A 26724-nucleotide genomic window follows, 5' to 3' on the forward strand; every position below is an offset into this window, starting at 1 on the left:
AACCGGTGACTGCGGCATCGCCGGGCGCATGCCGCGCGCTGGCAAGAGCCGAAACCCGCAACGACCGCTGGCGCGCGAGAATCGACGATGAACGCGAAATGGACGCCGGTGAGCCAGGACGCATGGCGCACGTCATATAGGCGCCCAAACTTCGCGACGATGCACGCGGCAATATTCCGCCGCTTTCCTCATCCGCGCGCCTTGCGAGAATCGCGCGGCTAACGGCGTCGTGCGCCGCTGGCAGTGTTGCGCGCTCACCACGCTACAATGGCTCGCTTGTGCACCCTTGACGCCACGGTTCGCCGCGGCCCGCATCCGGTTTTTTCATGACATCCAGCCCATCCCGGCGAGCTTCGGCGCCTTCCCACGACAAAAAGCGTTCCGCATCGCACGCGCACCGTCAGGGGCCGGGGACGCCGACAGGCGGCGCCGTACGCCTTGCCCCCGATTCGCTCGGCTTCGCGCTCGATCAGGCCGCTCATGCGCTCGGCGCCGTGCGTGCCGGCGCGGCACTCCCGGCCGCGCTCGCGAGCGCCTTCGCCGCGCTGCCCGCCGATTTCGCGCCGCACGCGCGCGGCGCCGTGCAGGACATCGCCTACCGGACGATGCGGCGGCTCGGCACGGTCGACTGGCTTATCCGGCAGCGCGTGAGCAAGGCACCGCCGCCCCCCGTCGCGAATCTGCTTGCCTGCTCGCTGGCGCTGCTGCTCGACGACGAATCGAGTGCCGCCTACACGCCGTTTACGGTCGTGGATCAGGCCGTGCGCGCCGTCGGGGCGCGCCGCGAGAGCGCCTTCGCGAAGGGCCTGGTGAACGCGGTGCTGCGCGGTTTCCTGCGCGAACGCGATGGGGCGCTGGCGGCGGCTCAGACCGACGAGATCGCGCGCTGGAACTATCCGCACTGGTGGATCGACGCGGTGCGCACCGCCTGGCCCGCGCAATGGCAGGCGATCCTCGCCGCCGGCAACAGCCAGGGCCCGCTCACGCTGCGCGTGAACGCGCGCCGCTCGAGCGCCGCTGACTACGTGCAGCGCCTCGCCGCCGAAAACATCGCGGCGACACAGATCGGCGAGCACGCCGTGCGCCTTGCTGCCCCGCTGCCCGTCGATCGCATTCCCGGCTTCCTCGCTGGCGATGTGTCCGTGCAGGACGCGGGCGCGCAGCGCGCCGCGGAACTCCTCGGCGTGCGTGACGGCATGCGCGTGCTCGACGCGTGCGCGGCGCCCGGCGGCAAGAGCGGGCATCTGCTCGAACTTGCCGATATCGATCTGATCGCGCTGGAAAGCGACGCGACGCGTGCCGCGCGCATCGGCGAGAACTTCGCGCGCCTGGGTTTTGCGAAGGACGATCCGGCGCATCCCTCGCGTCACGCGAAGATCGTCGTGGGCGACGCGGGCGACCCCGCCGCGTGGCACGACGGCCAACGCTTCGACCGCATTCTCGCCGACGTGCCGTGCTCGGCCTCGGGCATCGTGCGCCGCCACCCGGATATCCGCTGGCTGCGCCGCGAGAGCGACATCGCCGCGCTCGCGCAGGAGCAGCGCCGCATCGCACAGGCGCTGTGGCCGCTTCTAAAGCCGGGCGGCGAACTGCTCTACGTGACCTGCTCGATTTTCCCTGAGGAAGGCGAGGCGCAGGCGCGCTGGTTTGAAACCACCCATGCGGATGCGGTACGATTGGACGCGCCGGGGCAACTGCTGCCCACGGCGGACGGCGCGCCGGCCCGGGGGCCAGAATGCGGCGCAGCCAACGAGGCGCGGCACGATGCCGATGGACAAGCCGCGGCGACCGCCTGCCCCGTTCCCGATCGCACCGCAGATCACGACGGATTCTTCTACGCGCGCTTTCAGAAACGGTGACCATCAAACGCTTCTTCCCGCTGCGCCTCGCGGCCCTGATCTGGCTCGTGCTCGCCGTGGTCGGCTTGGTGGCCGCCGCGCCGGCGCGCGCCGATTCGATCTCCGTGCAGCGCGCATCGCTGCAGGCCGACGGCAATGGCTGGAGCCTCGACGCCCGCTTCGAGTTCGAGCTCAACAGCAGCCTGGAAGACGCGGTCAACAAGGGCATTCCGCTCTACTTCACCACCGACTTCGAACTCTCGCGAGCGCGGTGGTACTGGTTCGACGAACAGCCGGTGAGCGCTTCGCAAAGCATTCGCCTGTCGTTCCAGCCGCTCACGCGCGAGTACCGCGTGTCGAGCGGCGGCCTCCAGCTCGGCTTCTCGACGCTCGCGGACGCACTCGCCGTCATCAAGCATGTCACGTCGTGGCACGTGATCGATCGCAACGATGTGCGTCCGGGCGAAACCTACACGGCGTCGGTGCGCATGCAGCTCGATGTCGCGCTGATGCCCAAGCCGTTCCAGATCGACGCGGTGAACAACCGCGACTGGAATCTCGCTTCCGACTGGAAGCGCTTTAACTTCACGGTGACCGAACGTGCTAGATAAAGTACGCCGCGCCACCAGCTTCAGCAGCGTCGTCGTCAAGCTGCTCGTCTCCACCGTCGCGTTCACCGCGACGTTGCTGCTCGTCCTGCTCGCCGCCGCGAGCGCGAACACCGAGTTCTTCGACCGCTACTACGGCTGGCTCTATGCGGCCAATATCGTCGTCGCGCTGATCTTCCTGCTGGTGGTGACGGCGCTCGTGATCGTGATCGCCGTGCGCCTGAGGCGCGGCAAGTTCGGCACGCGGCTGCTGGCCAAGCTCGCGTTCTTCTTTGCGCTCGTGGGCGTGGTGCCGGGCGGCATCATCTATATCGTCTCGTACCAGTTCGTCTCGCGCTCGATCGAGTCGTGGTTCGACGTGAACGTGGAGACCGCGCTCACCGCCGGCCTGAACCTCGGCCGCGGCATGCTCGACGCCTCGCTCTCCGACCTGCAAACCAAGGGCCGCCTCATGGCCGAGCAGATCGCGAGCGGCGACGCGGCGGGCACGACGCTCACGCTCTTGCGCGCGCGCGACCAGTTCGGCGTGCAGGACGCGACCATCGTCGAGCCGGTGCGCAGCATGTCGGGCGCGGCGCCGGAGATGCACGTGGTGGCGCAGGCGTCGAGCAACTTCTCGTCGCTCGTGCCGGCCGATCTGCCCACGCAGCTCATGATCGATCAGGCGCGAGGGCGCGGCTATGCCGCGATCGAGGGCGAGGTGGACGGCGACCCGCATCAGCATGGACCGAAGGGCGCGCTGCGCTTGCGCGTGGTCACGCGCATTCCCGATGCGAACACAACGGACCTGCAACCGGTGGAGCGCTTCCTGCAACTGGTGCAGCCGGTGCCGGCCGCGCTCGCGCGCAACGCCGACGCCGTGCAGCGCGCCTATCGCGAGTACCAGGAAAAGGCGCTCGGCCGCACGGGCCTGCGCAAGATGTACATCGGCACGCTCACGCTCGCGCTCTTTCTCGCGACCTTCGTCGCGATGATGCTCGCGCTCGCGCTCGGCAACCAGCTTGCACGGCCGCTCTTCCTGCTCGCACAGGGCACGAAGGAAGTGACCGAGGGCGACTACACGCCCAAGCGCGAAATCAAGTCACGCGACGAACTGGGCTTCCTCACGCAGTCGTTCAACGCGATGACGCGCCAGCTTTCCGAAGCGCGCCAGGCCGTCGAAAAGAATCGCGTCGCGCTGGAGCACTCGAAGGCGTATCTCGAAAGCATCCTGGCGAACCTCACGGCGGGCGTGTTCGTGTTCGACCGCCAGTTCCGCCTCACGACGGCGAACCCCGGCGCGGAACGCATTTTCCGTCAGCCGTTCGAGACGCAGCTCGGCGTGGCGCTCGACCATATCGGCGCGCTCACGGAGTTCGGCGCGATGGTGCGCAAGGCGTTCGCCGACCAGGAAGCGTCGCGCACGGATCGCGAAGGCGGCGATCCAGATCGCGGGCACTGGCAGCAGCAGTTCTCGGTGCCGATTCCGGGCGAGACCGATCCGCTCACGCTGCTCGTGCGCGGCGCGCGGCTCGTTTCCGACACGGGACGCGACGCGGGCGACATGCAGACTTCGGGCTATGTCGTGGTGTTCGACGACATCTCCGACGTGATCTCGGCGCAGCGCTCGGTGGCGTGGGGCGAAGTCGCGCGGCGCCTCGCGCACGAGATCAAGAATCCACTCACGCCAATCCAGCTCTCGGCCGAGCGCCTGCAGATGAAGCTCACCGACAAGCTCGCGCCAACGGATGCCGAAGTGCTCAGGCGCGGCGCGACGACGATCGTGAACCAGGTCGCGGCGATGAAGCAGATGGTCGACAACTTCCGCGACTACGCACGCACGCCGCCCGCGGTGCTCGCGAACCTGCAGCTCAACGAGCTCGTGAGCGAGGTGCTCACGCTCTACGGCGCGGAAGAAGGCAAGAGCGCGATCAAGGTCGAGCTTTCGGAGTTGCCCGTGATACGCGGGGACGCGACGCAATTGCGCCAGGTGATCCACAACCTGCTGCAAAACGCGCAGGACGCCGTGGCCGACACCGGGAATCCACGCGTGACGCTCGAGACGCGCGCCGTAGAATACGGTGACCCCGACGCGCAAGGCCGCACGCGCGTGGCGGTGCGTCTCACGGTATCGGACAACGGTCCGGGTTTCCCGGCGCGCATCCTCACGCGCGCTTTCGAACCCTATGTGACGACCAAGGCCAAAGGAACAGGACTCGGGCTTGCGATGGTCAAGAAGATCGTCGACGAGCACGGCGCGCGCATCGACATCCGCAATCGACTGAGAGCGGGCGACGTGATCGAAGGCGCGCAGATCTCGATTCTCTTTCTCCAGCTGGCAGACGATGCCGCCACGCCTGGCCCCGGTGGAACCAGCACATCGGGCGAACGGCAGGCGCATGCCGCGACGGAGCAGGAATCAAAAGCAACAGTGCAGACAAGGGCAGCGTAAATGGCAACCATCCTGGTGGTAGATGATGAAATGGGCATCCGGGAATTGCTCTCGGAGATCCTTAGCGACGAAGGGCACGTGGTGGAGCTCGCGGAAGATGCGCAACAGGCGCGCGACTTCCGGCAGCGCCAGGTGCCCGATCTCGTGCTGCTCGATATCTGGATGCCGGACACCGATGGCGTGACCCTGCTCAAGGAGTGGGCCGCGCAGGGCCAGCTCACGATGCCGGTCATCATGATGTCGGGGCACGCGACCATCGACACCGCCGTCGAGGCGACCAAGATCGGCGCGCTCAACTTTCTCGAAAAGCCGATCGCGCTGCAAAAGCTGCTGAAGGCGGTCGAGCAGGGTCTCGCGCGCGGCACCGCAGCGCCGGTCTCGCCCACTGGGGCGGGCGCAACGGGGAAATCGGCGGCGGGCGGCCCTGCGGTCGTGGCATCGGCGGCGGCGCTGCCGGTGCTGGGCGCCGACGGCGTGCACGGCATGCAGGCCGGCGCAACGGCGACGCAAACCGCTTCGATCTCGTTCGATATTCCGCTGCGCGATGCGCGCGACGCGTTCGAGCGCGCCTACTTCGAGTACCACCTGGCACGCGAGAACGGCAGCATGACGCGCGTGGCCGAAAAGACGGGACTCGAGCGCACGCACCTGTATCGCAAGCTCAAGCAGCTCGGCGTGGACCTCGGCAAGAGCAAGGGCGAATGAAGCGCCAAGGCGAGGCGAGCGAAACCGCTGGCGAACGGATTTTGCCAAAACACTTGCGCAAGCCCGTATAGCACGCTATACTCTTCTTTCTTCGTTGGCCCGGTAGCTCAGTTGGTAGAGCAGCGGATTGAAAATCCGCGTGTCGGTGGTTCGATTCCGCCCCAGGCCACCAGAATGCAGCCCCAGGAGATCGTACGATTCCTGGGGCTTTTTCGTTGTTTTTCGTGATCCGGCCGGTTGAAACTGCGTCCGAAGATGCGGCAGGCAGATTCCGGCAATGGCCGCACATCGACGGTATTCGGGCTATAAGGGTGCGCCGATGCCCGGCCGAGGGCCCCGGCCTATACTGCATGAGCCGGCGCGCCTGATCCGCGGCGGTCCGCCCGGGTGTATCGAGCAACGAAAGCATTCGCGCGGAAACCTCATACACGGAGTTTCACGGTGACTCGAACAGAAGCCAAGGGCGCGCTCGTACTGTTTTCCGGCGGCCAGGATTCGGCCACGTGCCTCGCATGGGCGCTCGACCGCTACGAGACCGTCGAGACGCTCGGCTTCGACTACGGCCAGCGTCATCGCGTCGAACTGGAATGCCGCGAGGGTTTCCGCGCGGCGATTGCGCGTACGTTCCCCGCGTGGGGCGAGCGCCTCGGCGACGATCACATGATCGATCTCTCGGTGCTCGGCTCGATCAGCGACACGGCCATGACGCGCGAGATCGAGATCGAAACGGCCGCGAGCGGCCTGCCGAACACCTTCGTGCCGGGCCGCAATCTGATGTTCATGCAGATCGCCGCGGCGATCGCTTACCGTCGTGGGCTCAGGGTACTCGTGGGCGGCATGTGCGAGACCGACTTTTCGGGCTACCCCGATTGCCGCGACGACACGATGAAGGCGCTGCAAGTCACGCTCAATCTCGGCATGGACACGCGCTTTCTGCTGGAAACGCCGCTCATGTGGCTCGACAAGGCCGACACGTGGCGGCTCGCCGAAAAGCTGGGCGGCGAGGCGCTGGTGGACATGGTGCGCGTCGAGACGCATACCTGCTATCTGGGCGAGCGCGCCGAGCTTCACGCGTGGGGCTTCGGCTGCGGCGAGTGCCCGGCGTGCAAGTTGCGCAAGCGTGGCTACGAAGCGTATCTCGCCGGCGAAAACGTGACGGAAGCGCCGGTCTGAGCCACAAGGCCGGGCGTCCAGAGTGACGATGGAAGCGGGCGGCGCACGGGCGGCGCGCCCTGCCAAACGCGATGAACCCGCGCCCGAAGATCAACCGGCTTCGCACGAGCCGCTTTGCTCGTGAGCCGGATTCGTGGCCGACGCGGGCCACATCATGAGCCACAATCAGGCAGCAGCATGACTTACGCGGTAAAAGAAATTTTCTACACATTGCAGGGCGAGGGCGCGAACGCCGGGCGTCCGGCCGTGTTCTGCCGGTTCGCCGGTTGCAACCTCTGGTCGGGCCGCGAGGAGGATCGCGCTGAAGCCGTCTGCCGATTCTGCGACACCGACTTCGTGGGCACCGATGGCGAGAATGGCGCCAAGTTCCGCACGCCGGAGGAACTCGTCGCGAAGATTGCGTCGCTGTGGCCCGCAGGCGAAGGCAACCGCTTCGTGGTCTGCACGGGCGGCGAACCGATGCTGCAGATCGATCAGCCGTTCGTCGATGCGCTGCATGCGGCCGGCTTCGAGATCGCCATCGAAACGAACGGCTCGCTGCCGGTGCTCGAAACGATCGACTGGATCTGCGTGAGCCCGAAGGCCGACGCGCCGCTCGTCGTCACGAAGGGCAACGAGCTCAAGGTCGTCGTGCCGCAGGAAAACCAGCGCCTTGCCGACTACGCGAAGCTCGATTTCGAGTATTTTCTCGTGCAGCCCATGGACGGCCCGTCGCGCGACCTGAACACGAAGCTCGCCATCGACTGGTGCAAGCGCCATCCGCAGTGGCGCCTGTCGATGCAAACCCACAAGTACCTGAACATTCCCTGATTCGCCGTGCTGACGATCACCCGAAAACTCGAATTCGACGCGGGCCACCGCATCCCTGACCACCGCAGCCAGTGCCGCAACCTGCACGGCCATCGATACGTGCTCGAAATCACGCTGCAAGGCGATCTCGTCGAGACCGAGGGTGCGCCCGACCGCGGCATGGTGATGGACTTCGCAGATGTGAAGTCGCTCGCGAACCAGCATCTCGTCGATCTGTGGGATCACGCGTTTCTCGTGTTCGAGGGCGATACGCAGGTGCGCGGCTTCCTCGAAACCATGCCGGGCCACAAGACGGTCGTGATCGACCGCATCCCGACCGTTGAGAACCTCGCGGCCATCGCGTTCGACATACTCGCGAACGTGTACGACGCGCACTACGGCGTGAATCTGCGTCTCTACAAGCTGCGCCTGTACGAGACGCCGAACTGCTGGGCCGAAGTCACGCGCGACTGAGGCGCAACCGAAGTGCAATTGAGGCGTAACTGAGGCGTAACTGAGGCGTAACTGAGGCGCGCAAGGCCCGCCTCACCCTCGCTCCGACGCCCCGCGCAACGCGGGTTTTCCGTGCCGGCCCGCGGACTTTTGTCGCGGTATGATCGTGGCGGCAAGGCCTGCGCATCCCCGCGCGCGGCCCGACAAACACATAACGGAGCGAGACCTGCCGGCTGCGCGTCGCCGGGCGCAAGCGCCCGCGCGTCCCGCGCGCCTCGCAGCCTCGCCGGGAGCACGGCGATGAGCACCTTCACCAATCCTCTCAAGGAGCGCCTCAAGGAGGCGGAGCCGCTGTTCGGCCTATGGCTTTCCATGGGCAGCGAAACCGCCGCGGAAGCGCTTGCGCACGCGGGCTTCGACTGGCTCCTGATCGACATGGAGCACGCGCCCAACGATAGCGCCGACACCATCGCGCAACTGCGCGCCATTGCCGCCGCGCATCTGCCCACCGAGCCCGTGGTGCGGTTGCCCGACAGCGAGCCGTGGCTCGTGAAGCATGTGCTCGACGCGGGCGCGCGCACGGTGATGTTCCCCAACGTGACCTCGGCCGAAGAGGCCGCGCGCGCCGTGAGCCTCACGCAGTATCCGGACGCACGCACGCCCAACGGCCAGCGCGGGGTGGCGGGCGTGGTGCGTGCGGCGGCTTATGGCATGCGGCGCGACTATCTGCAGGGCGCGAATGCGCAGATCGCATCGATCGTGCAGATCGAGTCGGCGGCGGCGCTCGCCGAAGTCGAGAAGATCGCGGCGGTGCCGGGCGTCGATTGCCTGTTCGTCGGTCCCGCCGACCTGGCCGCGAGCCTCGGTCATCTCGGCGACTCGAAGCACCCGGACGTGCTTGCCGCCATCCGGCGCATCGTGGCCGCCGCGCGCGAGGCGGGCGTGGCATCGGGCATCTTCGCGATGGACGCCGCCGCCGCCAGGCAGTATCGCGAAATGGGATTCACCTTCATCGCTCTCGCCGCCGATGTGATGTGGCTCGTGCGCGCGACACGCCAGGCACTTCAGGAGGCGAGATCATGAAGCGGACGCGAACGCTCGAGCGAGCGATACACGCGACGGCTGTTGGCTGCTTCGCGGGCGCGTTGCTCTGCATGAGCGGCGTGGCCGCGGCAGCCGATGCTGGCAGCGCCGCTTCGGGTGCCATCCCGAGCGCCGCTTCGACTACCACCCCAGGCGCGGTCCCGGGCGCGGAGTCCGATCCGCAAACGGCCAACGCCGTGGCCGACTACAACGCCGGCAACCTGAGCCAGGCGCGCTCCGAATTCAAGGCGGCGGCCGGGCGCGGCAACCGGCTGGCGGAGTTCAACTACGCGATGATGCTCGTGAACGGCGAAGGCGGCGTCGCCGACGTGGGCGAGGGCCGCAAGTGGCTGCGCAAGGCGGCGGATGCGAACATGTCGCATGCGCAGTACGTGTACGGCAAGATGTACGACGACGGCGATTTCGTGGAGCGCGATCCCGCGCAGGCGCACCAGTGGTTCCTGAAGGCGGCGAAGCAGGGCCACGTGCAAGCCGAGCTTGCGCTCGCGAACCAGTACCTGGACGGGCGCGGCACCACGCGCGACAACAAGCAGGCGTTCTACTGGTACAAGAAGGCCGCCGAGGGCGGCGACATGACGGCGCAATACGTGACCGGCTCGTTCTATGAGCGTGGCGGCGACGGCGTGCCGAAGAATCTGAACGTCGCGCGCGCGTACTATGCGGCGGCGGCGGCGCAGGGCGATCCTGTGGCGCGCCTCAAATACCAGCAACTCAGCGCGCAGTTGATGAAGTCGGGGCCGGGACAGTAAGCGCTCGCTGTAAGCGTGATCAAGCAGCCGCTGAAACGAGAACGCGCCGGACGATGCCGGCGCGTTTTCGTTGGCGCATCGATCTGGCGGGCGTCGTCACCGCCCGCTGCACCTTTAGCTCTGCATCAACCGCTTCTGGCGCCCCACGCTCATGATGAGCCCGATCGCCACGCCGAGCGTGGTGAGCGCGGTGCCGCCATAGCTCATGAACGGCAGCGGCACGCCCACCACGGGCAGAATGCCGCTCACCATGCCGATATTGACGAATGCGTAGGTGAAGAACGCCATCGTGAGCGAGCCGGCCAGCAATCGCCCGAAGAGCGTTGCGCCGTTCGCGGCGATATAGAGCCCGCGCGCGATGAGGCACATGTAGAGCGTGAGCAGCACGAGACCGCCCGCCATGCCGAACTCCTCCGAAAACACGGCGAAGATGAAGTCGGTGTGCTTCTCGGGGATGAATTCCAGATGCGACTGCGTGCCCTTGAGCCAGCCCTTGCCGAGCGGGCCGCCCGAGCCGATCGCGATCACGGCCTGGATGGTGTGGAAGCCCTTGCCGAGCGGGTCGGAGGTCGGGTCGAGCAGCGTGCAGATGCGGTGCTTCTGGTAGTCGTGCATGAGCGGCCAGTTCACCTGCGGCTGGCAGATCTTGTCCTGGAACGCCGCGATCGAGGCCACGGCGATCACGCCCGCGATCAGCACCGGCACGATCAGCTTGAACGAGAGCCCCGCGAAATAGATGACGAAGAGCCCCGAAGCGAACACGAGCACGGCGGTGCCGAGGTCGGGCTGCTTGGCGATCAGGCCCACGGGCACGAGCAGGATGATGAAACCCATGACGAAGTCGTACCAGCGCACCACGCCTTCGCGGCGCTGGTAGTACCACGCGAGCATCAGCGGCGTGGCGATCTTGAGGATCTCCGAAGGCTGGATCACGACGCCCACGTTGATCCAGCGCTTCGCGCCCTTGCGCGTGAGGCCGAATAGCGCCACGGCAACGAGCAACGCGATGCCGAAGGTATAGACCGGCACCGCGAAGCGCATCAGTGTGTTGGGCGGCACGTTGGCGAGACCCCACATCAGCACGAAGGTGAGCATGATGTTGCGCAGCTGGTCTTCCACACGGCCGGGCACGTCGAGGCTCGCGCTGTACAGCGTGACGATGCCCACGCACAGCAGCAGGAACACGGTGAGCGCGAGCGGGCGGTCGAAGCCGAGGAACATCTTGCGCAGCGTGTCGAGCACCGCGCGCTTGTCGATCTTGTCGAACTGGAAGAAGGGCATGGTGATTCCTTACTCGTCGATGCCGCCGGTCGCGGGCTTGGGCGGCGGCGCGAGCGTGGCCGCGTCGGGTGCGCTGGCGGGGCGGCGCGGACGATGGGGACCGGGGCCGAAGTGGCGGGGCACGGAGACGGGCGCGGGACGGGCGGCACCCGCGTCGGACGCGCCATCGGCGCTGGCGGTGCCGCCGTTCACGGCGTCGATCGCAGCGCTCGCATCGGGGCTGACCGGCTGGCGGGGTTTGCCGCTCTTGCCTTTTGCCGCGGCGGCGCTGGCAGGCGTCGGCCGCGCGGCCGCGCCGGAAGACGGCACAGCACTCGAGGCAGCCGTCGCAGCGGCCGCGCCCGAGGCGTTCGAAGCTGCCGCCGCAGCGGAAGCTGCCGAAGCCGCCTCGGCGGCCGATGCCGCACGGGGAATCGGCAGCGGCGTGAAGCCGGCGGCGACCCGCACGGGCTGCGGCGCAGCGGGGAGCGCGGGCGCGGCCGAGGCGGGCGCGGCGCCTGAAGCGGCCGCGGCGCCCGAAGCTTCTGCGGGCGCGCCGATCTCGGGTGCCGACGCGTCTTCGGTGGCAGAAGCCGCAGCGTTCACGGCCGCTTGTTCGGCGCCAGGCTTCAGGCGGTCGACGAGATAGTAGTCGAGCACGCGGCGCGCGATCGGGCCAGCGGCCTGCGCGCCCCAGCCGCCGTTTTCGACGATCAGCGCGAGCGCGATCTGCGGCTTCTCGGCCGGCGCGAACGCGATGAAGAGCGCGTGGTCGCGCAGGTTTTCGGCGAGCGCGTGCGCCTTGTACTTGCCGCCCTGCAGCGAGAACACCTGCGCCGTGCCGGTCTTGCCCGCCGACGTGTAGGGCGCGTTGCGGAACACCTGGTAGGCCGTGCCCGACTGATTCATCGTCACGTTTTCCATGCCTTGCTTCACGACGTCGATGTCGGCCTGGCTCACGTTCAGACGCCCGCTTTCGCTCGGCACCGTGAGGCGCTGCTGCTTCGTGATCGGATTCTCGATTTCCTTCACGAGGTGCGGCTTCATGAGCACGCCGTTGTCGGCGAGCGTGGCCGTGGCGTGCGCGAGCTGCAGGATCGTGAACGAGTTGTAGCCCTGGCCGATGCCGAGGCTGATCGTCTCGCCTTCATACCACCTTTGCTGCTCGGGCTTGCGGTACGCCTTGCGCTTCCATTCGGTGGACGGCAGGATGCCGCGCGCTTCGCCCGCGATGTCGATGCCGGTGAGCTGGCCGAAACCGAGCGGCTTCATGAAGTTGGCGATGTTATCCACGCCAAGATCGTGCGCGAGCATGAAGAAGTAGGTGTCGTTCGACACCATGATCGCGCGGTTCATGTCGATCCAGCCCTGGCCGGAGCGCACGTCGTTGTTGAAGCGGTGGCCGCCGAACATGTAGAAGCCGGGGTCCGAGAAGCCCCACTGTGGCGTGCGCTTGTGCAGCGTGAGCGCGGCGAGCGCCATGAACGGCTTGTAGGTCGAGCCCGGCGGATACGTGCCGTGCAGCGGGCGGTTGAGCAGCGGGTGATCGGGCGAGTTGTTGAGCTCGTCCCAGGTCTGCTGGTCGATGCCGTCCACGAACGAATTCGGATCGAAGCTCGGCGCCGAGACGAAAGCGAGAATGTCGCCCGTGGCAGGCTCGATCGCGACGAGCGCGCCGCGCTTGCCCGCGAACGCCTGCTCGGCCACCTGCTGCAGGCCGATGTCGATCGACAGCACGAGGTTGTTGCCGGGCGTGGCCTGCGTGCGCGAGAGCGTGCGCACGGGGCGGCCGCCCGCCGTCACTTCCACTTCCTCGAAGCCCGTCAGGCCGTGCAGCTCGGTTTCATAGCTCTGCTCGACGCCGATCTTGCCGATGTAGTCGGTGCCGTTGTAGTTGTTCGCGTCGAGACGCGGATCGAAGTGCTCGGGATCGCTGTCGTTCTTGTCGGAGAGGTCGTCGATGCGCTCCTGGTCGCGCTGCGAAATCCGGCCGATATAGCCGATCACGTGCGCGGCCGTGGGCCCGAGCGGATACTGGCGGAACAGGCGCGCGCGCACTTCCACGCCGGGGAAGCGGAAGCGCTGCGCCGTGAAGCGCGCGACTTCGTCGTCGGTGAGGCGCGTGCGGATCGGCAGGCTCTCGAAGTTCTTCGAGTCTTCGAGGAGCTTCTTGAAGCGGCGGCGGTCGCGCGCGTCGATGGGGATCACGGTCGAGAGCTGGTCGATCGTGTCGTCGAGCGTGCCGGTGAGCTTCGAGGGCGTGATTTCGAGCGTGTACGCCGAGTAGTTCTTGGCGAGCACGACGCCGTTGCGGTCGGTGATGATGCCGCGGTTCGGCACGATCGGCGCGACGGAAATGCGGTTTTCGTCGGCTTGCAGCGAGTACTTGCTGTGGTTCCAGACCTGCAGATAGAGGAAGCGCAGCGCAATCAGCCCGAAGCAGACGAACACGAACAGCCCCGCCGCCGCGACGCGTACGCGGAACTTCGAGAGCTGCTGCTGGGTGTCCTTGAATTCGGTCATGCTGTCAGGCGCAGGCCCCGCTGTTCCGCGTGCGGGGAACAGCGAGCCGGGGTGCGTAAGGATTAGTCAAGCGAGTCTTCCAGCGGCGAGCGGCGCGCGCCGCTCAAATGGGCCGGGTATCGTCGGGATCGACGGGACGCCGCTGCGGCAGCAGCAGCAGCAGGCTCGCGACCGGCCAGAGGATGGCCTCGGCGAAGCCGCTGACGAGATAACCCCAGCCGGGAAACGAAGCGCCCATCAGCAGACGGATCACGAACGGCACGACCTGCGCGCCGACCAGCATGGGCATGACGGCGAACGTTTGCAGTCCGATCGGCATCCACAGCACGCGGCGGTGAATGGTGATCGCGCCGAACGAAAGCAGCGTGTACGCGAGCGCGTGTTCGCCGAGCAGGCTCGCGTTGTGGACATCCATGAGGAGTCCGAGCAAGAACGCGACGCCCATGCCGACCTTGCGCGGCTGGTGAATGTTCCAGAACAGCAGCACGAGCGCGACGAAGTCCGGCACGCCGGGCAGCTTGCCCCAGGGCAGCAGGTTCAGCAGGAAGGCCGCCGCAAGGCTGAAAGCGATGAAGTACGGATTGACCGGCTGCAGGATGTATTGCGGACGCGGCATCAATGTCCCCCTTGCTCGACGGCCTTCGCCGCCTCTTCCCGGAGGCTCTTTCCGGACTTTCTCTCGGGCTGCTGTTGCTGCGCCGGTTGCTTCTCCGCCGCGGCCGCTTGTGCGCCATTCGTCGCCGGTTTGGCCGGCGAGGGGGCGACGGCGGGTGCGGCACCCGATGCGGCGGCGGGTTTCCCCTTCGCGTCATCGGCTTTCTTGTCGCTCTTCTTGTCCGCGCCCTTGGCGGCCTTCTTCTTCGCGTCCTTCGCCTCGGCGGCCGCGGCCTCTTCGGCTGCGATCGGGTTGGGCGGCACCTGCGGAACATAGTGGAGCACGAGCACCTGGCGCGCCCCGCGCACGGCGGCGAGCGGCAGGCAGACCACGCGTGCGAATGCGGTGTCGGCCTGCTTGTCCACACGCAACACCTTCGCGACCGGCAGACCTTGCGGATAGATGCCGTCGAGCCCGCTCGTCACGAGTTCGTCGCCTACCTGCAGATCGGCGCTGATCGGCACGAAGCGCAGATCGAGCAGGTCGCCCTTCGCCGTGCCATAGATCACGCTGCGCAGGCCCGTGCGCACGACCTCGACCGGCACGGCCTGGTCCTTGTCGGTGACGAGCGTGACTTCGGACTGCATGGGAAACACGCGCGTGACCTGGCCGATCACGCCGTCCTCGGTCAGCACCGGCGAGCCATTCTGGATACTTTGCTGCGAGCCGACACCGATCACGACCTTCTGCGTGAACGGGTCGCGCGTGTCGTACTGGATGTCGGCCGGCGTGGTATGCGCGCCAATGCGTTGCGAGAGTTGCAGCAGGGCGCGCAGATGCGCGTTTTCGGCGGCGAGCGAAGCGGCCTCGTTGGCCTGCTGCGAAAGCTGGAGATTGCGTGCGTGCAACTGCGTGTTTTCGGTGCGCAGCGTGGAGCTCGTGACGGCCAGATCGGCGGCGCCCATAAAGAAGTCGCGCGGCACGAGGGCCGCGCGTTGCAGCGGGTACAGACCCGCGCCGAGCACCCCGCGCACGATATCGAGCGTCTTGAAGCGCGCGTCGGAGACCAACAGCGTGAGCGACAGCACGACGAAGAAGATCAGCCGTGCGAGTGCCGATGGGCCCTGCTTAAAGAGGGGCGGCGGACTGTATTCCATGGTCGGCGCCGGGGGCGTGTGCGGTTCGGTGAAACGGAGGGTAAAACTGTGGCGCCCCGAAGGGCGCCTCGTTGCGGACGGCGCGGCGGCGCGTGTGCCGCCCTGCCGTCAGTTGCGCAGCGGCGCCGAAACCGCGCCGCGCGCGGGCGCGGCGGTGCGCGAAGCGCTTACTCGTACGAGAAGATGCTGCCAAGCTTGTCCATGCGCTCGAGCGCCATGCCCGAGCCACGCACGACGCAGGTGAGCGGGTCTTCGGCCACCAGCACCGGCAGGCCGGTTTCTTCGGCGAGCAGGCGGTCCAGGTCGCGCAGCAGCGCGCCGCCGCCCGTGAGCATCATGCCGCGCTCGGCGATGTCGGCGCCCAGTTCCGGCGGCGTTTGCTCGAGCGCGATCTTCACCGAAGAGACGATCTGGTTCAGCGGGTCGGTCAGCGCTTCGAGAATTTCGTTGCTCGAGATCGTGAAGCTGCGCGGGATACCTTCGGAAAGGTTGCGGCCCTTCACTTCCATTTCCTTGACCTCGGAACCCGGGAAGGCCGAGCCGATTTCCTTCTTGATCGCTTCGGCGGTTTGCTCGCCGATCAGCATGCCGTAGTTGCGGCGGATGTAGTTGACGATCGCTTCGTCGAACTTGTCGCCGCCCACGCGCACCGAGCCCTTGTAGACGATGCCGCCGAGCGAGATCACGCCCACTTCGGTCGTGCCGCCGCCGATGTCGACGACCATCGAGCCCGTGGCCTCCGAAACCGGCAGGCCCGCGCCGATTGCGGCGGCCATCGGCTCTTCGATCAGGTAGACCTGCGAGGCGCCCGCGCCGTGCGCGGCTTCCTTGATCGCGCGGCGCTCGACCTGGGTCGAGCCGCATGGCACGCAGATGATGATGCGCGGCGACGGCGAGAACATGCGCGACTCGTGCGCCGTCTTGATGAACTGCTTGATCATCTGCTCGGTGACCGTGAAGTCGGCGATCACGCCGTCCTTCATCGGGCGGATGGCTTCGATGTTGCCCGGCACCTTGCCGAGCATTTGCTTGGCTTCCTTGCCGACGGCCTGGATCGTCTTCTTGCCGTTCGGGCCGCCTTCCTGGCGGATGGAAACGACCGAGGGTTCGTCGAGGACGATGCCCTTGCCGCGCATGTAGATCAGGGTGTTGGCGGTGCCGAGGTCGATCGCCAGGTCGTTGGAGAAGTAGCTACGCAGAAAACCGAACATTCAAAAATCCTGTCTCGCTTGTGGCCGTCCTTCCAGCTTCATGGGCGAGGGCGGCAGCGGATAATTAAACAGCCCCAGGGCGCCATGCGCCGCCACGAAAGCACCTCGAACGCACTGCGGAGGGCGTCACGGAGGGCCTAACCAGCGGCGCCACGAGGGGCCTGAAACTGCGGGGATGGTTACCGGAGGCAGCCTGGCTGCGCCGCCCGTTTTATCTCGTCCGGCCGCATCGTGCTGCGGTCGGAGCTGAAAGGCGTATGCAAGGCGGTCCGGGTTTGGGTCGAACGCGTAATGATACCTTATAATTTTGCCTGTTTTGCAGGATCCGGAAGTCAGTTTTTGACCTCATCGAAGCTTTCCTCCAGAGCCGGATCCGGCGCGATAAACCGCTGTTGCAGCACCGATTTTTCCGCACCGCCGCAGCAGCCTCTTTTTTCCGGTGACCGCATGGCCCTGACCCTGAACGATGTGAAGCGCATCGCGCATCTCGCGCGCCTCGAACTGGCCGACGCCGAAGCCGGCAACACGCTCGAACGCCTGAACGGCTTCTTCGGCCTCGTCGAGCAGATGCAGGCCGTGGACACGACCGGCATCGCACCGCTCGCCCACCCGATCGAGCAGATCGAGGATGTCGCGCTGCGCCTGCGCGAAGACGCCGTGACCGAAATCGTCGACCGCGAGGCGCTGCAACGTCCCGCGCCCGCGGTGCAGGACGGACTGTACCTCGTGCCGCGCGTGATCGAGTAAGCGCGCAGCTTTTTTTTGCCATTTTCGAAATCCTTCGAGTTGTCCGAACAGTTCGAAAAGGCACGGACTCCCGGGTTTTCGCGGGTTTTCCGGGAAGCGGCCCGGCCGCTTTCCGGACGGCGCATCGATCTGACTTCGACCGCGCCGTGACGTTCTTCCAGGAATCACGCAATGCATGACAAAAGCTTGACCGAACTGCGCGCCGCGCTGGCTGCGAAGGAGTGCTCCGCAGTCGAGCTGGCCCAGCACTTTCTCGGCCGGATCGAGGCGCATCGAGATCTGAACGCGTTCGTCGACGTCAATCCCGAATTGACGCTCGCCCAGGCCAAGGCCGCCGACGCGCTCCTGCACTCGGGCCACGCGGGCCCGCTCGCGGGCGTTCCGCTCGCGCACAAGGACGTATTCGTCACGCGCGGCTGGCGCTCGACGGCCGGCTCGAAGATGCTCGCGAACTATGTGAGCCCGTTCGACGCCACCGTCGTCGAGCGCCTCGAGCGCGCGGGCATGGTCTGCCTCGGCAAGACCAACATGGACGAATTCGCGATGGGCTCGTCCAACGAGAACTCGCATTTCGGCGCCGTGAAGAACCCGTGGGACAAGAAGGCCGTGCCCGGCGGCTCGTCGGGCGGTTCCGCCGCGGCCGTCGCCGCGCGCCTCGCACCCGCCGCCACCGGCACCGACACGGGCGGCTCGATTCGCCAGCCGGCGTCGTTCACGGGCGTGACGGGCATCAAGCCCACGTATGGCCGCGTGTCGCGCTACGGCATGATCGCGTTCGCCTCGTCGCTCGACCAGGGCGGCCCGTTCGCGCTGAATGCCGCGGACTGCGCGTTGCTGCTGAACGCCATGGGCGGTTTCGACGAGCGCGACTCGACGAGCCTCACGCACGAGCACGAGGACTACACGCGCTTCCTCGGCCAGCAGTGGAGCGCCGACGCGTCGGCCGACAAGCCGCTCGCGGGTCTGCGCATCGGCCTGCCGAAGGAGTACTTCGGCGCGGGCCTCGCCGACGACGTGCGGGCTGCCATCGACGCCGCGCTCAAGACGTACGAGTCGCTTGGCGCGTCGCTCGTGGAAGTCACGCTGCCGAAAACCGAGCTGTCGATCCCCGTGTACTACGTGATCGCCCCGGCGGAAGCCTCGTCGAATCTCTCGCGCTTCGACGGCGTGCGCTTCGGCCATCGTGCGGCCGAATACCGCGATCTGCTCGACATGTACAAGAAGTCGCGCGCCGAGGGCTTCGGCCCCGAAGTGAAGCGCCGCATTCTGGTGGGCACCTACGTGCTCTCGCACGGCTACTACGACGCGTACTACCTGCAGGCGCAGAAGATCCGCCGCATCATCGCGCAGGATTTCCAGCAAGCGTTCAGGCAGTGCGACGTCATCATGGGACCGGTCGCGCCGAGCGTGGCCTGGGACCTGGGCGCGAAGGGCGACGATCCGCTGCAGATGTACCTCGCGGACATCTACACGCTGTCGACCAGCCTCGCGGGCCTGCCCGGCATGAGCGTGCCGTGCGGCTTCGGCGCGGGCGCGAACGCGCAGCGGCCCGTCGGTCTGCAGATCGTCGGCAACTATTTCAACGAGGCCCGCATGCTGCAGGTCGCCGACGCTTTCCAGCGCGCGACCGACTGGCATCGCAAGGCGCCGGCAGAGGTGTGAACATGGCAACACAGTGGGAAGTCGTTATCGGTCTCGAAACGCACGCGCAATTGTCCACCGCGTCGAAGATCTTCTCGGGCGCCTCGACGCAGTTCGGCGCGGCGCCCAACTCGCAGGCCTGCCCCGTCGATCTCGCGCTGCCGGGCGTGCTGCCGGTGATGAACCGCGGCGCCGTGGAGCGCGCGATCCAGTTCGGCCTCGCGATCAACGCGACGGTCGCGCCGCGCAGCATCTTCGCGCGCAAGAACTACTTCTATCCGGACCTGCCGAAGGGCTATCAGATCAGCCAGTACGAGATTCCGGTCGTGCAGGGCGGTCAGATCACCATTCAGGTTCCTGCCAACGAAAAGGCCGGCAAGGAAGCGTACGAGAAGACCATCAATCTCACCCGCGCGCACCTCGAAGAGGACGCCGGCAAGTCGCTGCACGAAGACTTCGCGGGCATGACGGGCATCGACCTGAACCGCGCCGGCACGCCGCTGCTCGAAATCGTCACGGAGCCCGAAATGCGCAGCGCGGCGGAAGCGGTCGCGTACGCCAAGTCGCTGCACACGCTCGTCGTGTGGCTCGGCATCTGCGACGGCAACATGCAGGAAGGCTCGTTCCGTTGCGACGCCAACGTTTCGGTGCGCCCGGTCGGCCAGAAGGAGTTCGGCACGCGCGCCGAGATCAAGAACCTGAACTCGTTCCGCTTCCTCGAAGAGGCGATCCAGTACGAAGTGCGCCGCCAGATCGAGCTGATCGAAGACGGCGGCACGGTGGTGCAGGAAACGCGTCTCTACGATCCGGACAAGCGCGAAACGCGCTCGATGCGCAGCAAGGAAGACGCGCACGACTACCGCTACTTCCCCGACCCCGACCTCATGCCGCTCGTGATCGACGCGGCGTGGGTCGAGCGCGTGAAGGGCGAGATGCCCGAGCTGCCAGCGACGATGCAAAAGCGTTTCGTCGAGCAGTACGGCGTGACGCCGTACGATGCGAACGTGCTCACGTCTTCGAAGGCGATGGCCGCGTACTTCGAAGCGGTCGTCGCGAAAGCCGGCGCCGCACAAGCAAAGGCCGCCGCGAACTGGCTGATGGGCGAGGTCTCGTCGCAGCTGAACCGCGAAGGCCTGGAAATCGACGCTTCGCCGGTCTCGGCCGCGCAGTTCGCGCTGCTGCTCGCGCGCATCGCCGACGGCACGATCTCGAACAAGATCGCCAAGGAAGTCTTCCAGGCGATGTGGGACGAGAAAGCCGTGGACGAGGCCGCCGTCGACCGCATCATCGAAGCGAAGGGCCTCAAGCAGATCTCCGACACCGGCGCGCTGGAAGCGATCATCGACGAGGTGCTCGCGGCGAACGCGAAGTCGGTCGAGGAATTCCGCGCGGGCAAGGAAAAGGCGTTCAACGCGCTGATCGGCCAGGCGATGAAGGCCACGAAGGGCAAGGCGAATCCGCAGCAGGTCAACGAACTGCTGAAGAAGAAGCTCGGCTGAGTCGGGGCGAGTCCGGCCCGATTCGGGCATGCTGCAAGGCGGCGTCGTGCGTAGCAGTGCGGCGCCGCCTTGCCGCTTCAGGCGTCTTGCCACGGCGAGCGCTCGCTTCACCGCCGCTCGAATCACGAGAAAGGAGAACAACATATGTCCAAAGTCCCGAGTCTCGACGATTACCGCGTGCCGTACTTCAGCAGCAAGAAGTCGGAGACGTTCTCGCTGTCGGCGCTCGATGCGGCTGCAAGGCCATTCTCGACCGGCACCAAGGAAGGCGATCGCAACCGCCTCGCCGAGATCGGCAACAAGCTCGACCTGCTTCAGGAGCGTTTGCACGCGCAGCGCCATCAGCGCGTGCTGCTCGTGCTGCAGGGCATGGACACGAGCGGCAAGGACGGCACGATCCGCGGCGTGTTTCACGAGGTGGATCCGCTCGGCCTGCGCATCGTGCCGTTTCGCGCGCCCACGCCCATCGAGACGGCGCGCGACTTTCTCTGGCGCGTGCATCTGCAGGTGCCCGGAGCGGGCGAGCTGGCGATCTTCAACCGCAGTCACTACGAAGACGTGCTCGTGCCGCGCGTGCTCGGCCAGCTCAACGCGGCCGAGTGCGAGCGCCGCTACCGGCAGATCCGCGATTTCGAGGCGCTGCTTGCCGAAAACGGCACGTCGATCATCAAGTGCATGCTGCACATCTCGAAGGACGAGCAGCGAAGCCGCATCCAGGCGCGCATCGACGATCCCACCAAGCACTGGAAGTTCGACGTATCGGATCTGGAGGCGCGCAAGCATTGGGACGCTTATCAGGCCTCGTACCATGACGCGCTCGTGGCCACCTCCACCGAATACGCGCCGTGGTACGTGATTCCCGCCAATTCGAAGTCGCATCGCAATCTCATGGTGGCCGAATTGCTGCTGCGCCTCATGGAAAGCCTGAAGCTCGAATATCCGCCGGCCAAGGCCGAGCTCAAGGGTCTCAAGATCGAGTGAGGCCGACCGTATTCCTTCGCGCCGCGCAGTGCAGACCGCGGTCAGACTTTGGCGCGGCGCGAGGCAACACAAAATCAAGAGGAAAGAAGACATGTTGCGTGTGATCACCGCGAATCTGAACGGCATCCGCTCGGCGGCGAAGAAGGGCTTTTTCGAATGGTTCGGCGAACAGAAGGCCGACGTGCTCTGCGTGCAGGAAATCAAGTGCTCGCAGGACGACATGACACCCGAGTTCCTCGCGCCGCACGACTTCACCGGCTACTTCCAGCATGCGGTGAAGAAGGGCTATAGCGGCGCGGGCGTCTACTCGCGCCACGAGCCCGACGAAGTCATCATCGGCTTTGGCAGCGAGGAGTTCGATCCGGAGGGGCGCTATGTGGAAACGCGCTTCGGCAAGCTTTCCGTCATTTCGGTCTACATACCATCTGGCTCGAGCGGCGACGAGCGCCAGGCCGCGAAGTACCGTTTCATGGACGAGTTCATGCCGCACCTCGAGGCGCTCAAGCGCGAGCGCGAAGTGATCCTGTGCGGCGACGTGAACATCGTCCACAAGGAAATCGACATCAAGAACTGGAAGGGCAACCAGAAGAACTCCGGCTGCCTGCCCGAAGAGCGCGCGTGGCTCACGAAGCTGTTCGACGACGTGGGCTACGTGGACGTCTTCCGCACGCTCGACCCGCGCCCCGAGCAGTACACGTGGTGGAGCAACCGCGGCCAGGCGTATGCGAAGAACGTGGGGTGGCGCATCGACTATCAGATCGCGACGCCGGGCATTGCGCACAAGGCGAAGAAGACGTCGATCTTCAGGGATATCAAGTTCAGCGACCACGCGCCGCTGACCGTCGACTACGACTACAAGGTCAAAGGCTGACGATCAGCCTGGCGTGAGGCGCCCGGTTCAGGGCGCCGATACGACCTTGCGTTTCTGGATAGCCGCGATGCCCTCGTAGTCGGGCAGCTCGGCGAGCGGCTTGCCGATGGCCTTTGCGTAAAGCGGCATCATGTCGACGAGGCGCTTGACGATATCGGCGCGGCGCGCCGGCGTGTAGGGATGCACGTAGATGAAGCCCTGATCGCGGTCGGCGCGCGTCGCCACCGCGAGCTTGTCCCAGGCCGTGATCGCGGCGCGTGGATCGAAGCCCGCGCGCGCGGCGATATCGCTGCCGATCACGTCGGCTTCGGTTTCGTCGGGGCGGCCGTAGTGCATCTCCACGAGCTGCGAGCCGATGCCGAGCGGAAACACGCCGAGATCCGCGAGACCGAAGAGTTGCGGCACGCTGCCCGATTCGATCTGCGCGGCCTCCTGTTCGCCGAGGCGCTCGCGCACGTGCTCGCGCACCGCGTGGGCGATCTCGTGGCCGAGCAGCACGCCGAACTCGTTGTCGTTGAGCTTCACGCGGTCGAGCAGGCCGCCGTACACGACGATCTTGCCGCCCGGCAGCGCGTACATGCGGATATCGGTCGAGCGGATGACCGCCACTTCCCATTTCCAGTTCTTGACGCGATCGCTCCACTTCTGCGCATAAGGTGCGAGACGGTCGACGAAGGCGCGCACACGCTGCACGTGCGGATCGCTTTCGGCGTAGAGGCGGTTCGAATGCGCCGCGCCGCGCACGATCTCGTTGAACTCGGCGGTGGCCTGCGCTTCGAGCATCGGCGAGGGAATCAGATTGCGGTAGACGGCTGCGTTGCCGAAGCGCACCACGCGGCCCGTGTTCGGCGCGCCGGGGGAGAGGTTGGCCGCCGCGACGTTCGCGCCCGCACCGCCATTTGCAGCGCCGTTCGCGTTGTTTGTCGGGTTCGTTGCGACATTGCCGGCGTTCGCAGCGCTGCTCCCCGGTGCCAATGCGGTGTTGGCCGGCACGGCCGCCGGGTTGTCGGCGGACCACGCATCGCCCGCGCAAAAAGCCGCTAAGGCCGCCGCGATGGCCAGCGCGAGCGTCCGGGCGCGCATGCCGCGGCGCAGCGGCGCGCGCGGGCTTTGCACGGCGGTCTCAGGCGTGCTCACGGCCGGATTCTCCAGGGGGCGATACGAATGAGCAGGAGCATACCGGGTACCGCGAGCAACGTGCAGACGATGAAGTAGTCGAACCAGCCGATCTGCGCGACCACGTAGCCGCTCGCGGCGGAAGCCAGCGTGCGCGGCACGGAGGCGAGGCTCGTGAAGAGCGCGAACTGCGTGGCGGTGTAGCGCGGATCGGTCGTGCTTGCAATATAGGCGGTGAACGCGGCGAGCGTGAGGCCCGTGGCGAAGGTCTCGAATCCATAGACGAGTGCCAGCGCCACGGCGCGCGGGTCGAGCGTGAACTGCACGTTCGCGCCAACCAGCCCCGCGGCCCACGAAACCGCGTGGCTCACGGCGAGCACGGCGTCATAGATGGCCGCGAGCGAGGGCGAGCCCGGGCCGAGCTGCGCGAGCCACGCGAAGCCGAGCGTCGAAATCATCTGCAGGAAACCGAAGATCCACAGCCCGCGCCCGATGCCGATCTTCACGAGCGCCACGCCGCCGATGATGCCGCCCGCGAGACTCGCGCCGAACGCCGTCATCTTGGCGATCACACCGATCTCGGTGCGCGAGTAGCCGATGTCGAGGAAGAACGATGTGGACAGCGTGGTCGCCATCGTATCGCCGAGCTTGTAGAGAAAGATGAAGGCAAGCACGAACAGTGCCGCGGCGAGGCCGTCGCGCTGCACGAACTCGGCGAACGGCTGCACGATCGCTTCGCGCAGGTTCTTCGGCGGCGCGCCATGCACCTGGGGCTCGCTCACCATGAGCGTCATGATCATGCCGGGAATCATGAACACCGCCGTGACGACGAACACGGTGCTCCACGGCAGGTGGTCGGAGAGGATCAGCGCGAGCGAGCCGGGCACGAGCGCCGCGATCTTGTACGCGTTCACGTGCACGGCGTTGCCGAGGCCCTGCTGGGTATCCGTGAGCAGCTCGCGCCGGTAGGCGTCGATGGCGATGTCCTGGCTCGCGCCGAAGAACGCCACGAGCGCCGTCAGTGCGGCCACGGTCCAGATCGAATCTTTCGGCGAGACGTAGCCGAGCGTGCCGATGGCGAGCGCCACGAGAATTTGCGTGACCAGCATCCAGCCGCGCCGCCGCCCCGGTTTCCAGCCCGGCAGGCGGGGCACGTAGCGGTCCATGAGCGGCGCCCAGACGAACTTCCACGTGTACGGGAACTGGATCAGCGCGAAGAGGCCGATTTCCTTGAGATTGACGCCCTCGGAGCGCAGCCACGCCTGCACGAGATAGACGAGCGTGAAGAGCGGCAGCCCCGAGGTGAAGCCGAGGAACACGCAGATCAGCATGTGCGTATTCAGATACGCACGCCAGCCGGGGTGGGATTCGTGAGCGGTAAGAGCGGGTGCCTCGTGGGGCGGATTCTGCATGTCGTCGTTAGCGGCGGCGATGTTGGGTTCGATCCTGGGTGCGATCTTGTGTGCGGTCCCAAGGGAACCGGACGGGCGGAAAACCACGCGACGCCGCGCACGGCGTCATTTTTTTCTCACGCGATAGACCGCAAGACTACCACGCCAGTTCACACCCCAACGAACGGTCTGGCCCCCATGGAGCACGGCGCGGTCGAGAATTTCGATGCCGACCTCGGGCGCGAGCGCCTCGAAATCCTTCACCGTGAGAACCCGCACGTTCGGCGTGTTGTGCCACTGGTAGGGCAGCGACTTCGAAACCGGCATGCGTCCGCGCAGCACCGAAAGCCGGTGCGGCCAGTAGCCGAAGTTCGGGAACGAGACGATGCACTCCTTGCCCACGCGGGCCGTCTCGCGCAGGATCGCGGCGGTCTGGTGGATGGTCTGCAGCGTTTGCGACAGGATCGCGAAGTCGAAACTCGCGTCCTCGAAGAGGCGCAGGCCGTCTTCGAGATTCTGCTGGATCACGTTGATGCCGTTCTTCACCGAGGCGAGCACGCCCGCGTCGTTGATCTCGATACCGTAGCCCGTGCACTCCAGTTCTTCGCACAGGAGCGAGAGCAGCGCGCCGTCGCCGCAGCCCAGATCGAGCACCGTGGCGCGCGGCTCGACCCAGCGCGCGATGGTGCGAAAGTCGGGACGGGCGGAAAGACTGTCGAAAGCGCTCTGGTTCATGCGCCCACCTCAGCAGCAATACGTTCGTAGTAGGCGCGCACCACGTTGTGATAGCGCGCGTCGTCGAGCAGGAATGCGTCGTGGCCGTGCGGCGCGTCGATCTCCGCGTAGCTCACCTGGCGCTTGTGATCGAGCAGCGCCTTCACGAGTTCGCGCGAGCGCGCGGGCGCGAAACGCCAGTCGGTCGCGAAGCTCGCCACGAGATATTTCGCCTTCGTGTGCGCGAGCGCGTGCGTGAGGTCGCCGTCATACGCCTTGGCGGGATCGAAATAATCGAGTGCGCGCGTGATCAGCAAATATGTGTTCGCGTCGAAGTAGTCGGCGAACTTGTCGCCCTGATAGCGCAGATACGACTCCACCTCGAACTCCACGTCGAAGCTGAAGTTGTACTCGTTCACGGCGCCTTCCGGGCGGCGCAGCGCACGGCCGAATTTCTCGGCCATGTCGTCGTCGGAGAGATAGGTGATGTGGCCGATCATGCGCGCCACGCGCAGGCCGCGGCGCGGCTTCACGTTGTGCGCGTAGTAGTCGCCGCCGTGGAAGTCGGGGTCCGAGAGGATCGCGGAGCGCGCGACCTCGTTGAACGCGATGTTCTGCGCCGAGAGCTTGGGCGTGGAAGCGATCACGATGCAATGGCCGAGCCGGTCGGGATAGCGCAGGCTCCAGGCGAGCGCCTGCATGCCGCCGAGGCTGCCGCCCATCACCGCCGCGAACTTTTCGATGCCGAAGCGATCGGCCACGCGCGCCTGGGCATCCACCCAGTCCTCGACGGTCACGACCGGAAATTTCGCGCCGTAGGGCCGGCCGGTGGCGGGATCGATGCTCATCGGGCCGGTCGAGCCGAAACACGAGCCCAGGTTGTTCACGCCGATCACGAAGAAGCGATTGGTGTCGAGCGGCTTGCCCGGGCCGACCATGTTGTCCCACCAGCCGACGTTCTTCGGGTCGCTTTCGTAGACGCCCGCCACGTGGTGCGAGGCATTGAGCGCGTGACAGACGAGCACCGCATTGCTGCGCGCGGCGTTGAGCGTGCCATAGGTCTCGACCACGAGGTCGTACCCGGCCAGCGCCGTGCCGTTCTGCAGTTGCAGGGGCTCGTCGAAATGCAGTGTTTGAGGAGCGACGATGCCGATCGATTCCATTCGTT

Annotated in this window: 23 protein-coding genes and 1 tRNA gene; 15 read left to right on the plus strand and 9 right to left on the minus strand. The window is 66.4% G+C overall.

Annotated features, from left to right (window positions below):
• Positions 1 to 326: 326 nt before the first annotated feature.
• From rsmB to VSR34_RS11990, 10 genes are all read left to right on the plus strand, one after another.
• The gene (gene rsmB / locus VSR34_RS11945; RefSeq protein ID WP_342962561.1) at positions 327 to 1859 is read left to right on the plus strand and encodes a 16S rRNA (cytosine(967)-C(5))-methyltransferase RsmB; all 1533 of its coding nucleotides are present in this window, start codon (positions 327 to 329) and stop codon (positions 1857 to 1859) included.
• Positions 1856 to 2449, plus strand: coding sequence for a DUF4390 domain-containing protein (locus tag VSR34_RS11950; RefSeq protein ID WP_028211922.1), 594 nt, complete (start codon positions 1856 to 1858; stop codon positions 2447 to 2449). The genes rsmB and VSR34_RS11950 overlap by 4 nt, the downstream gene beginning before the upstream one ends.
• Positions 2439 to 4877, plus strand: coding sequence for a PAS domain-containing sensor histidine kinase (locus VSR34_RS11955; protein ID WP_028211921.1), 2439 nt, complete (start codon positions 2439 to 2441; stop codon positions 4875 to 4877). Before VSR34_RS11950 ends, VSR34_RS11955 begins: the two co-directional genes overlap by 11 nt.
• Positions 4878 to 5582: a response regulator transcription factor EsaR gene (gene esaR, locus VSR34_RS11960; protein WP_028211920.1), complete on the plus strand. Its 705-nt coding sequence runs from the start codon at positions 4878 to 4880 to the stop codon at positions 5580 to 5582.
• Between the two features lie 96 nt (positions 5583 to 5678).
• Positions 5679 to 5754: transfer RNA gene (locus tag VSR34_RS11965), tRNA-Phe, on the plus strand.
• Positions 5755 to 6023: 269 nt separating this feature from the next.
• Complete coding sequence (queC, locus tag VSR34_RS11970) at positions 6024 to 6755, plus strand: 7-cyano-7-deazaguanine synthase QueC (RefSeq protein WP_342962562.1); 732 nt, start codon at positions 6024 to 6026, stop codon at positions 6753 to 6755.
• Between the two features lie 177 nt (positions 6756 to 6932).
• Positions 6933 to 7565, plus strand: a complete 633-nt coding sequence (queE, locus tag VSR34_RS11975) for a 7-carboxy-7-deazaguanine synthase (protein ID WP_342962563.1) — start codon at positions 6933 to 6935, stop codon at positions 7563 to 7565.
• 9 nt (positions 7566 to 7574) lie between these two features.
• Complete coding sequence (queD, locus tag VSR34_RS11980; protein WP_342962607.1) at positions 7575 to 8018, plus strand: 6-carboxytetrahydropterin synthase QueD; 444 nt, start codon at positions 7575 to 7577, stop codon at positions 8016 to 8018.
• Between the two features lie 279 nt (positions 8019 to 8297).
• Positions 8298 to 9080, plus strand: a complete 783-nt coding sequence (locus tag VSR34_RS11985; RefSeq protein WP_028211916.1) for an aldolase/citrate lyase family protein — start codon at positions 8298 to 8300, stop codon at positions 9078 to 9080.
• Positions 9077 to 9850: a tetratricopeptide repeat protein gene (locus VSR34_RS11990; RefSeq protein ID WP_238327806.1), complete on the plus strand. Its 774-nt coding sequence runs from the start codon at positions 9077 to 9079 to the stop codon at positions 9848 to 9850. The genes VSR34_RS11985 and VSR34_RS11990 overlap by 4 nt, the downstream gene beginning before the upstream one ends.
• 114 nt (positions 9851 to 9964) lie before the next feature.
• On the opposite strand, the gene rodA is transcribed toward VSR34_RS11990, so the two are convergent.
• The 5 genes from rodA to VSR34_RS12015 form a co-directional block, all read right to left on the minus strand.
• The gene (gene rodA / locus VSR34_RS11995) at positions 9965 to 11131 is read right to left on the minus strand and encodes a rod shape-determining protein RodA (RefSeq protein WP_036018947.1); all 1167 of its coding nucleotides are present in this window, start codon (positions 11129 to 11131) and stop codon (positions 9965 to 9967) included.
• A 9-nt stretch (positions 11132 to 11140) separates the two neighbouring features.
• Complete coding sequence (gene mrdA, locus VSR34_RS12000; RefSeq protein ID WP_342962564.1) at positions 11141 to 13633, minus strand: penicillin-binding protein 2; 2493 nt, start codon at positions 13631 to 13633, stop codon at positions 11141 to 11143.
• Between the two features lie 103 nt (positions 13634 to 13736).
• A complete protein-coding gene (mreD, locus tag VSR34_RS12005; protein WP_028211913.1) occupies positions 13737 to 14249 on the minus strand; it encodes a rod shape-determining protein MreD in 513 nt (170 codons plus the stop codon).
• Positions 14249 to 15385 carry a rod shape-determining protein MreC gene (gene mreC, locus VSR34_RS12010; protein WP_028211912.1) on the minus strand — a complete coding sequence of 379 codons (1137 nt, stop codon included), beginning with the start codon at positions 15383 to 15385 and terminating at the stop codon, positions 14249 to 14251. Before mreC ends, mreD begins: the two co-directional genes overlap by 1 nt.
• Before the next feature lie 167 nt (positions 15386 to 15552).
• Positions 15553 to 16596 (minus strand): rod shape-determining protein, encoded by a 1044-nt coding sequence (locus tag VSR34_RS12015; protein WP_004189550.1) that lies wholly within the window; start codon positions 16594 to 16596, stop codon positions 15553 to 15555.
• 447 nt (positions 16597 to 17043) lie between these two features.
• Here VSR34_RS12015 and gatC point away from each other — a divergent pair, with 447 nt between their 5' ends.
• From gatC to VSR34_RS12040, 5 genes are all read left to right on the plus strand, one after another.
• On the plus strand, positions 17044 to 17343 hold the full coding sequence (gatC, locus tag VSR34_RS12020) for an Asp-tRNA(Asn)/Glu-tRNA(Gln) amidotransferase subunit GatC (protein ID WP_028211911.1): 300 nt from the start codon (positions 17044 to 17046) through the stop codon (positions 17341 to 17343).
• Between the two features lie 171 nt (positions 17344 to 17514).
• Positions 17515 to 19005: an Asp-tRNA(Asn)/Glu-tRNA(Gln) amidotransferase subunit GatA gene (gene gatA, locus VSR34_RS12025; RefSeq protein WP_028211910.1), complete on the plus strand. Its 1491-nt coding sequence runs from the start codon at positions 17515 to 17517 to the stop codon at positions 19003 to 19005.
• A 2-nt stretch (positions 19006 to 19007) separates the two neighbouring features.
• Positions 19008 to 20483 (plus strand): Asp-tRNA(Asn)/Glu-tRNA(Gln) amidotransferase subunit GatB, encoded by a 1476-nt coding sequence (gene gatB / locus VSR34_RS12030; protein WP_342962565.1) that lies wholly within the window; start codon positions 19008 to 19010, stop codon positions 20481 to 20483.
• Between the two features lie 144 nt (positions 20484 to 20627).
• Positions 20628 to 21464 carry a PPK2 family polyphosphate kinase gene (locus VSR34_RS12035; protein WP_342962566.1) on the plus strand — a complete coding sequence of 279 codons (837 nt, stop codon included), beginning with the start codon at positions 20628 to 20630 and terminating at the stop codon, positions 21462 to 21464.
• Between the two features lie 91 nt (positions 21465 to 21555).
• Positions 21556 to 22335 (plus strand): exodeoxyribonuclease III, encoded by a 780-nt coding sequence (locus VSR34_RS12040; RefSeq protein WP_028211907.1) that lies wholly within the window; start codon positions 21556 to 21558, stop codon positions 22333 to 22335.
• 27 nt (positions 22336 to 22362) lie between these two features.
• On the opposite strand, the gene VSR34_RS12045 is transcribed toward VSR34_RS12040, so the two are convergent.
• The 4 genes from VSR34_RS12045 to VSR34_RS12060 form a co-directional block, all read right to left on the minus strand.
• Positions 22363 to 23472 carry a M48 family metallopeptidase gene (locus VSR34_RS12045; protein ID WP_342962567.1) on the minus strand — a complete coding sequence of 370 codons (1110 nt, stop codon included), beginning with the start codon at positions 23470 to 23472 and terminating at the stop codon, positions 22363 to 22365.
• The gene (locus VSR34_RS12050) at positions 23469 to 24863 is read right to left on the minus strand and encodes an AmpG family muropeptide MFS transporter (RefSeq protein ID WP_342962568.1); all 1395 of its coding nucleotides are present in this window, start codon (positions 24861 to 24863) and stop codon (positions 23469 to 23471) included. The genes VSR34_RS12045 and VSR34_RS12050 overlap by 4 nt, the downstream gene beginning before the upstream one ends.
• Before the next feature lie 105 nt (positions 24864 to 24968).
• Positions 24969 to 25577, minus strand: a complete 609-nt coding sequence (gene metW, locus VSR34_RS12055; RefSeq protein WP_028211904.1) for a methionine biosynthesis protein MetW — start codon at positions 25575 to 25577, stop codon at positions 24969 to 24971.
• The gene (locus VSR34_RS12060; RefSeq protein WP_028211903.1) at positions 25574 to 26719 is read right to left on the minus strand and encodes a homoserine O-acetyltransferase; all 1146 of its coding nucleotides are present in this window, start codon (positions 26717 to 26719) and stop codon (positions 25574 to 25576) included. Before VSR34_RS12060 ends, metW begins: the two co-directional genes overlap by 4 nt.
• Positions 26720 to 26724 lie beyond the last annotated feature (5 nt).

It is taken from the genome of Paraburkholderia sp. JHI2823, assembly GCF_038900695.1.
Classification (GTDB): Bacteria; Pseudomonadota; Gammaproteobacteria; order Burkholderiales; family Burkholderiaceae; genus Paraburkholderia; species Paraburkholderia mimosarum.

Coding starts and splice junctions, on each gene's coding strand:
- queE (WP_342962563.1), top strand. CDS start 6,933: ATGACTTACGCGGTAAAAGAAATTTTCTACACATTGCAGGGCGAGGGC.
- gatC (WP_028211911.1), top strand. CDS start 17,044: ATGGCCCTGACCCTGAACGATGTGAAGCGCATCGCGCATCTCGCGCGC.
- mrdA (WP_342962564.1), bottom strand. CDS start 13,633: ATGACCGAATTCAAGGACACCCAGCAGCAGCTCTCGAAGTTCCGCGTA.
- VSR34_RS12035 (WP_342962566.1), top strand. CDS start 20,628: ATGTCCAAAGTCCCGAGTCTCGACGATTACCGCGTGCCGTACTTCAGC.
- metW (WP_028211904.1), bottom strand. CDS start 25,577: ATGAACCAGAGCGCTTTCGACAGTCTTTCCGCCCGTCCCGACTTTCGC.
- gatB (WP_342962565.1), top strand. CDS start 19,008: ATGGCAACACAGTGGGAAGTCGTTATCGGTCTCGAAACGCACGCGCAA.
- gatA (WP_028211910.1), top strand. CDS start 17,515: ATGCATGACAAAAGCTTGACCGAACTGCGCGCCGCGCTGGCTGCGAAG.
- rodA (WP_036018947.1), bottom strand. CDS start 11,131: ATGCCCTTCTTCCAGTTCGACAAGATCGACAAGCGCGCGGTGCTCGAC.
- rsmB (WP_342962561.1), top strand. CDS start 327: ATGACATCCAGCCCATCCCGGCGAGCTTCGGCGCCTTCCCACGACAAA.
- VSR34_RS12015 (WP_004189550.1), bottom strand. CDS start 16,596: ATGTTCGGTTTTCTGCGTAGCTACTTCTCCAACGACCTGGCGATCGAC.
- VSR34_RS12060 (WP_028211903.1), bottom strand. CDS start 26,719: ATGGAATCGATCGGCATCGTCGCTCCTCAAACACTGCATTTCGACGAG.
- VSR34_RS12040 (WP_028211907.1), top strand. CDS start 21,556: ATGTTGCGTGTGATCACCGCGAATCTGAACGGCATCCGCTCGGCGGCG.
- mreD (WP_028211913.1), bottom strand. CDS start 14,249: ATGCCGCGTCCGCAATACATCCTGCAGCCGGTCAATCCGTACTTCATC.
- VSR34_RS12050 (WP_342962568.1), bottom strand. CDS start 24,863: ATGCAGAATCCGCCCCACGAGGCACCCGCTCTTACCGCTCACGAATCC.
- VSR34_RS11985 (WP_028211916.1), top strand. CDS start 8,298: ATGAGCACCTTCACCAATCCTCTCAAGGAGCGCCTCAAGGAGGCGGAG.
- mreC (WP_028211912.1), bottom strand. CDS start 15,385: ATGGAATACAGTCCGCCGCCCCTCTTTAAGCAGGGCCCATCGGCACTC.
- esaR (WP_028211920.1), top strand. CDS start 4,878: ATGGCAACCATCCTGGTGGTAGATGATGAAATGGGCATCCGGGAATTG.
- VSR34_RS11990 (WP_238327806.1), top strand. CDS start 9,077: ATGAAGCGGACGCGAACGCTCGAGCGAGCGATACACGCGACGGCTGTT.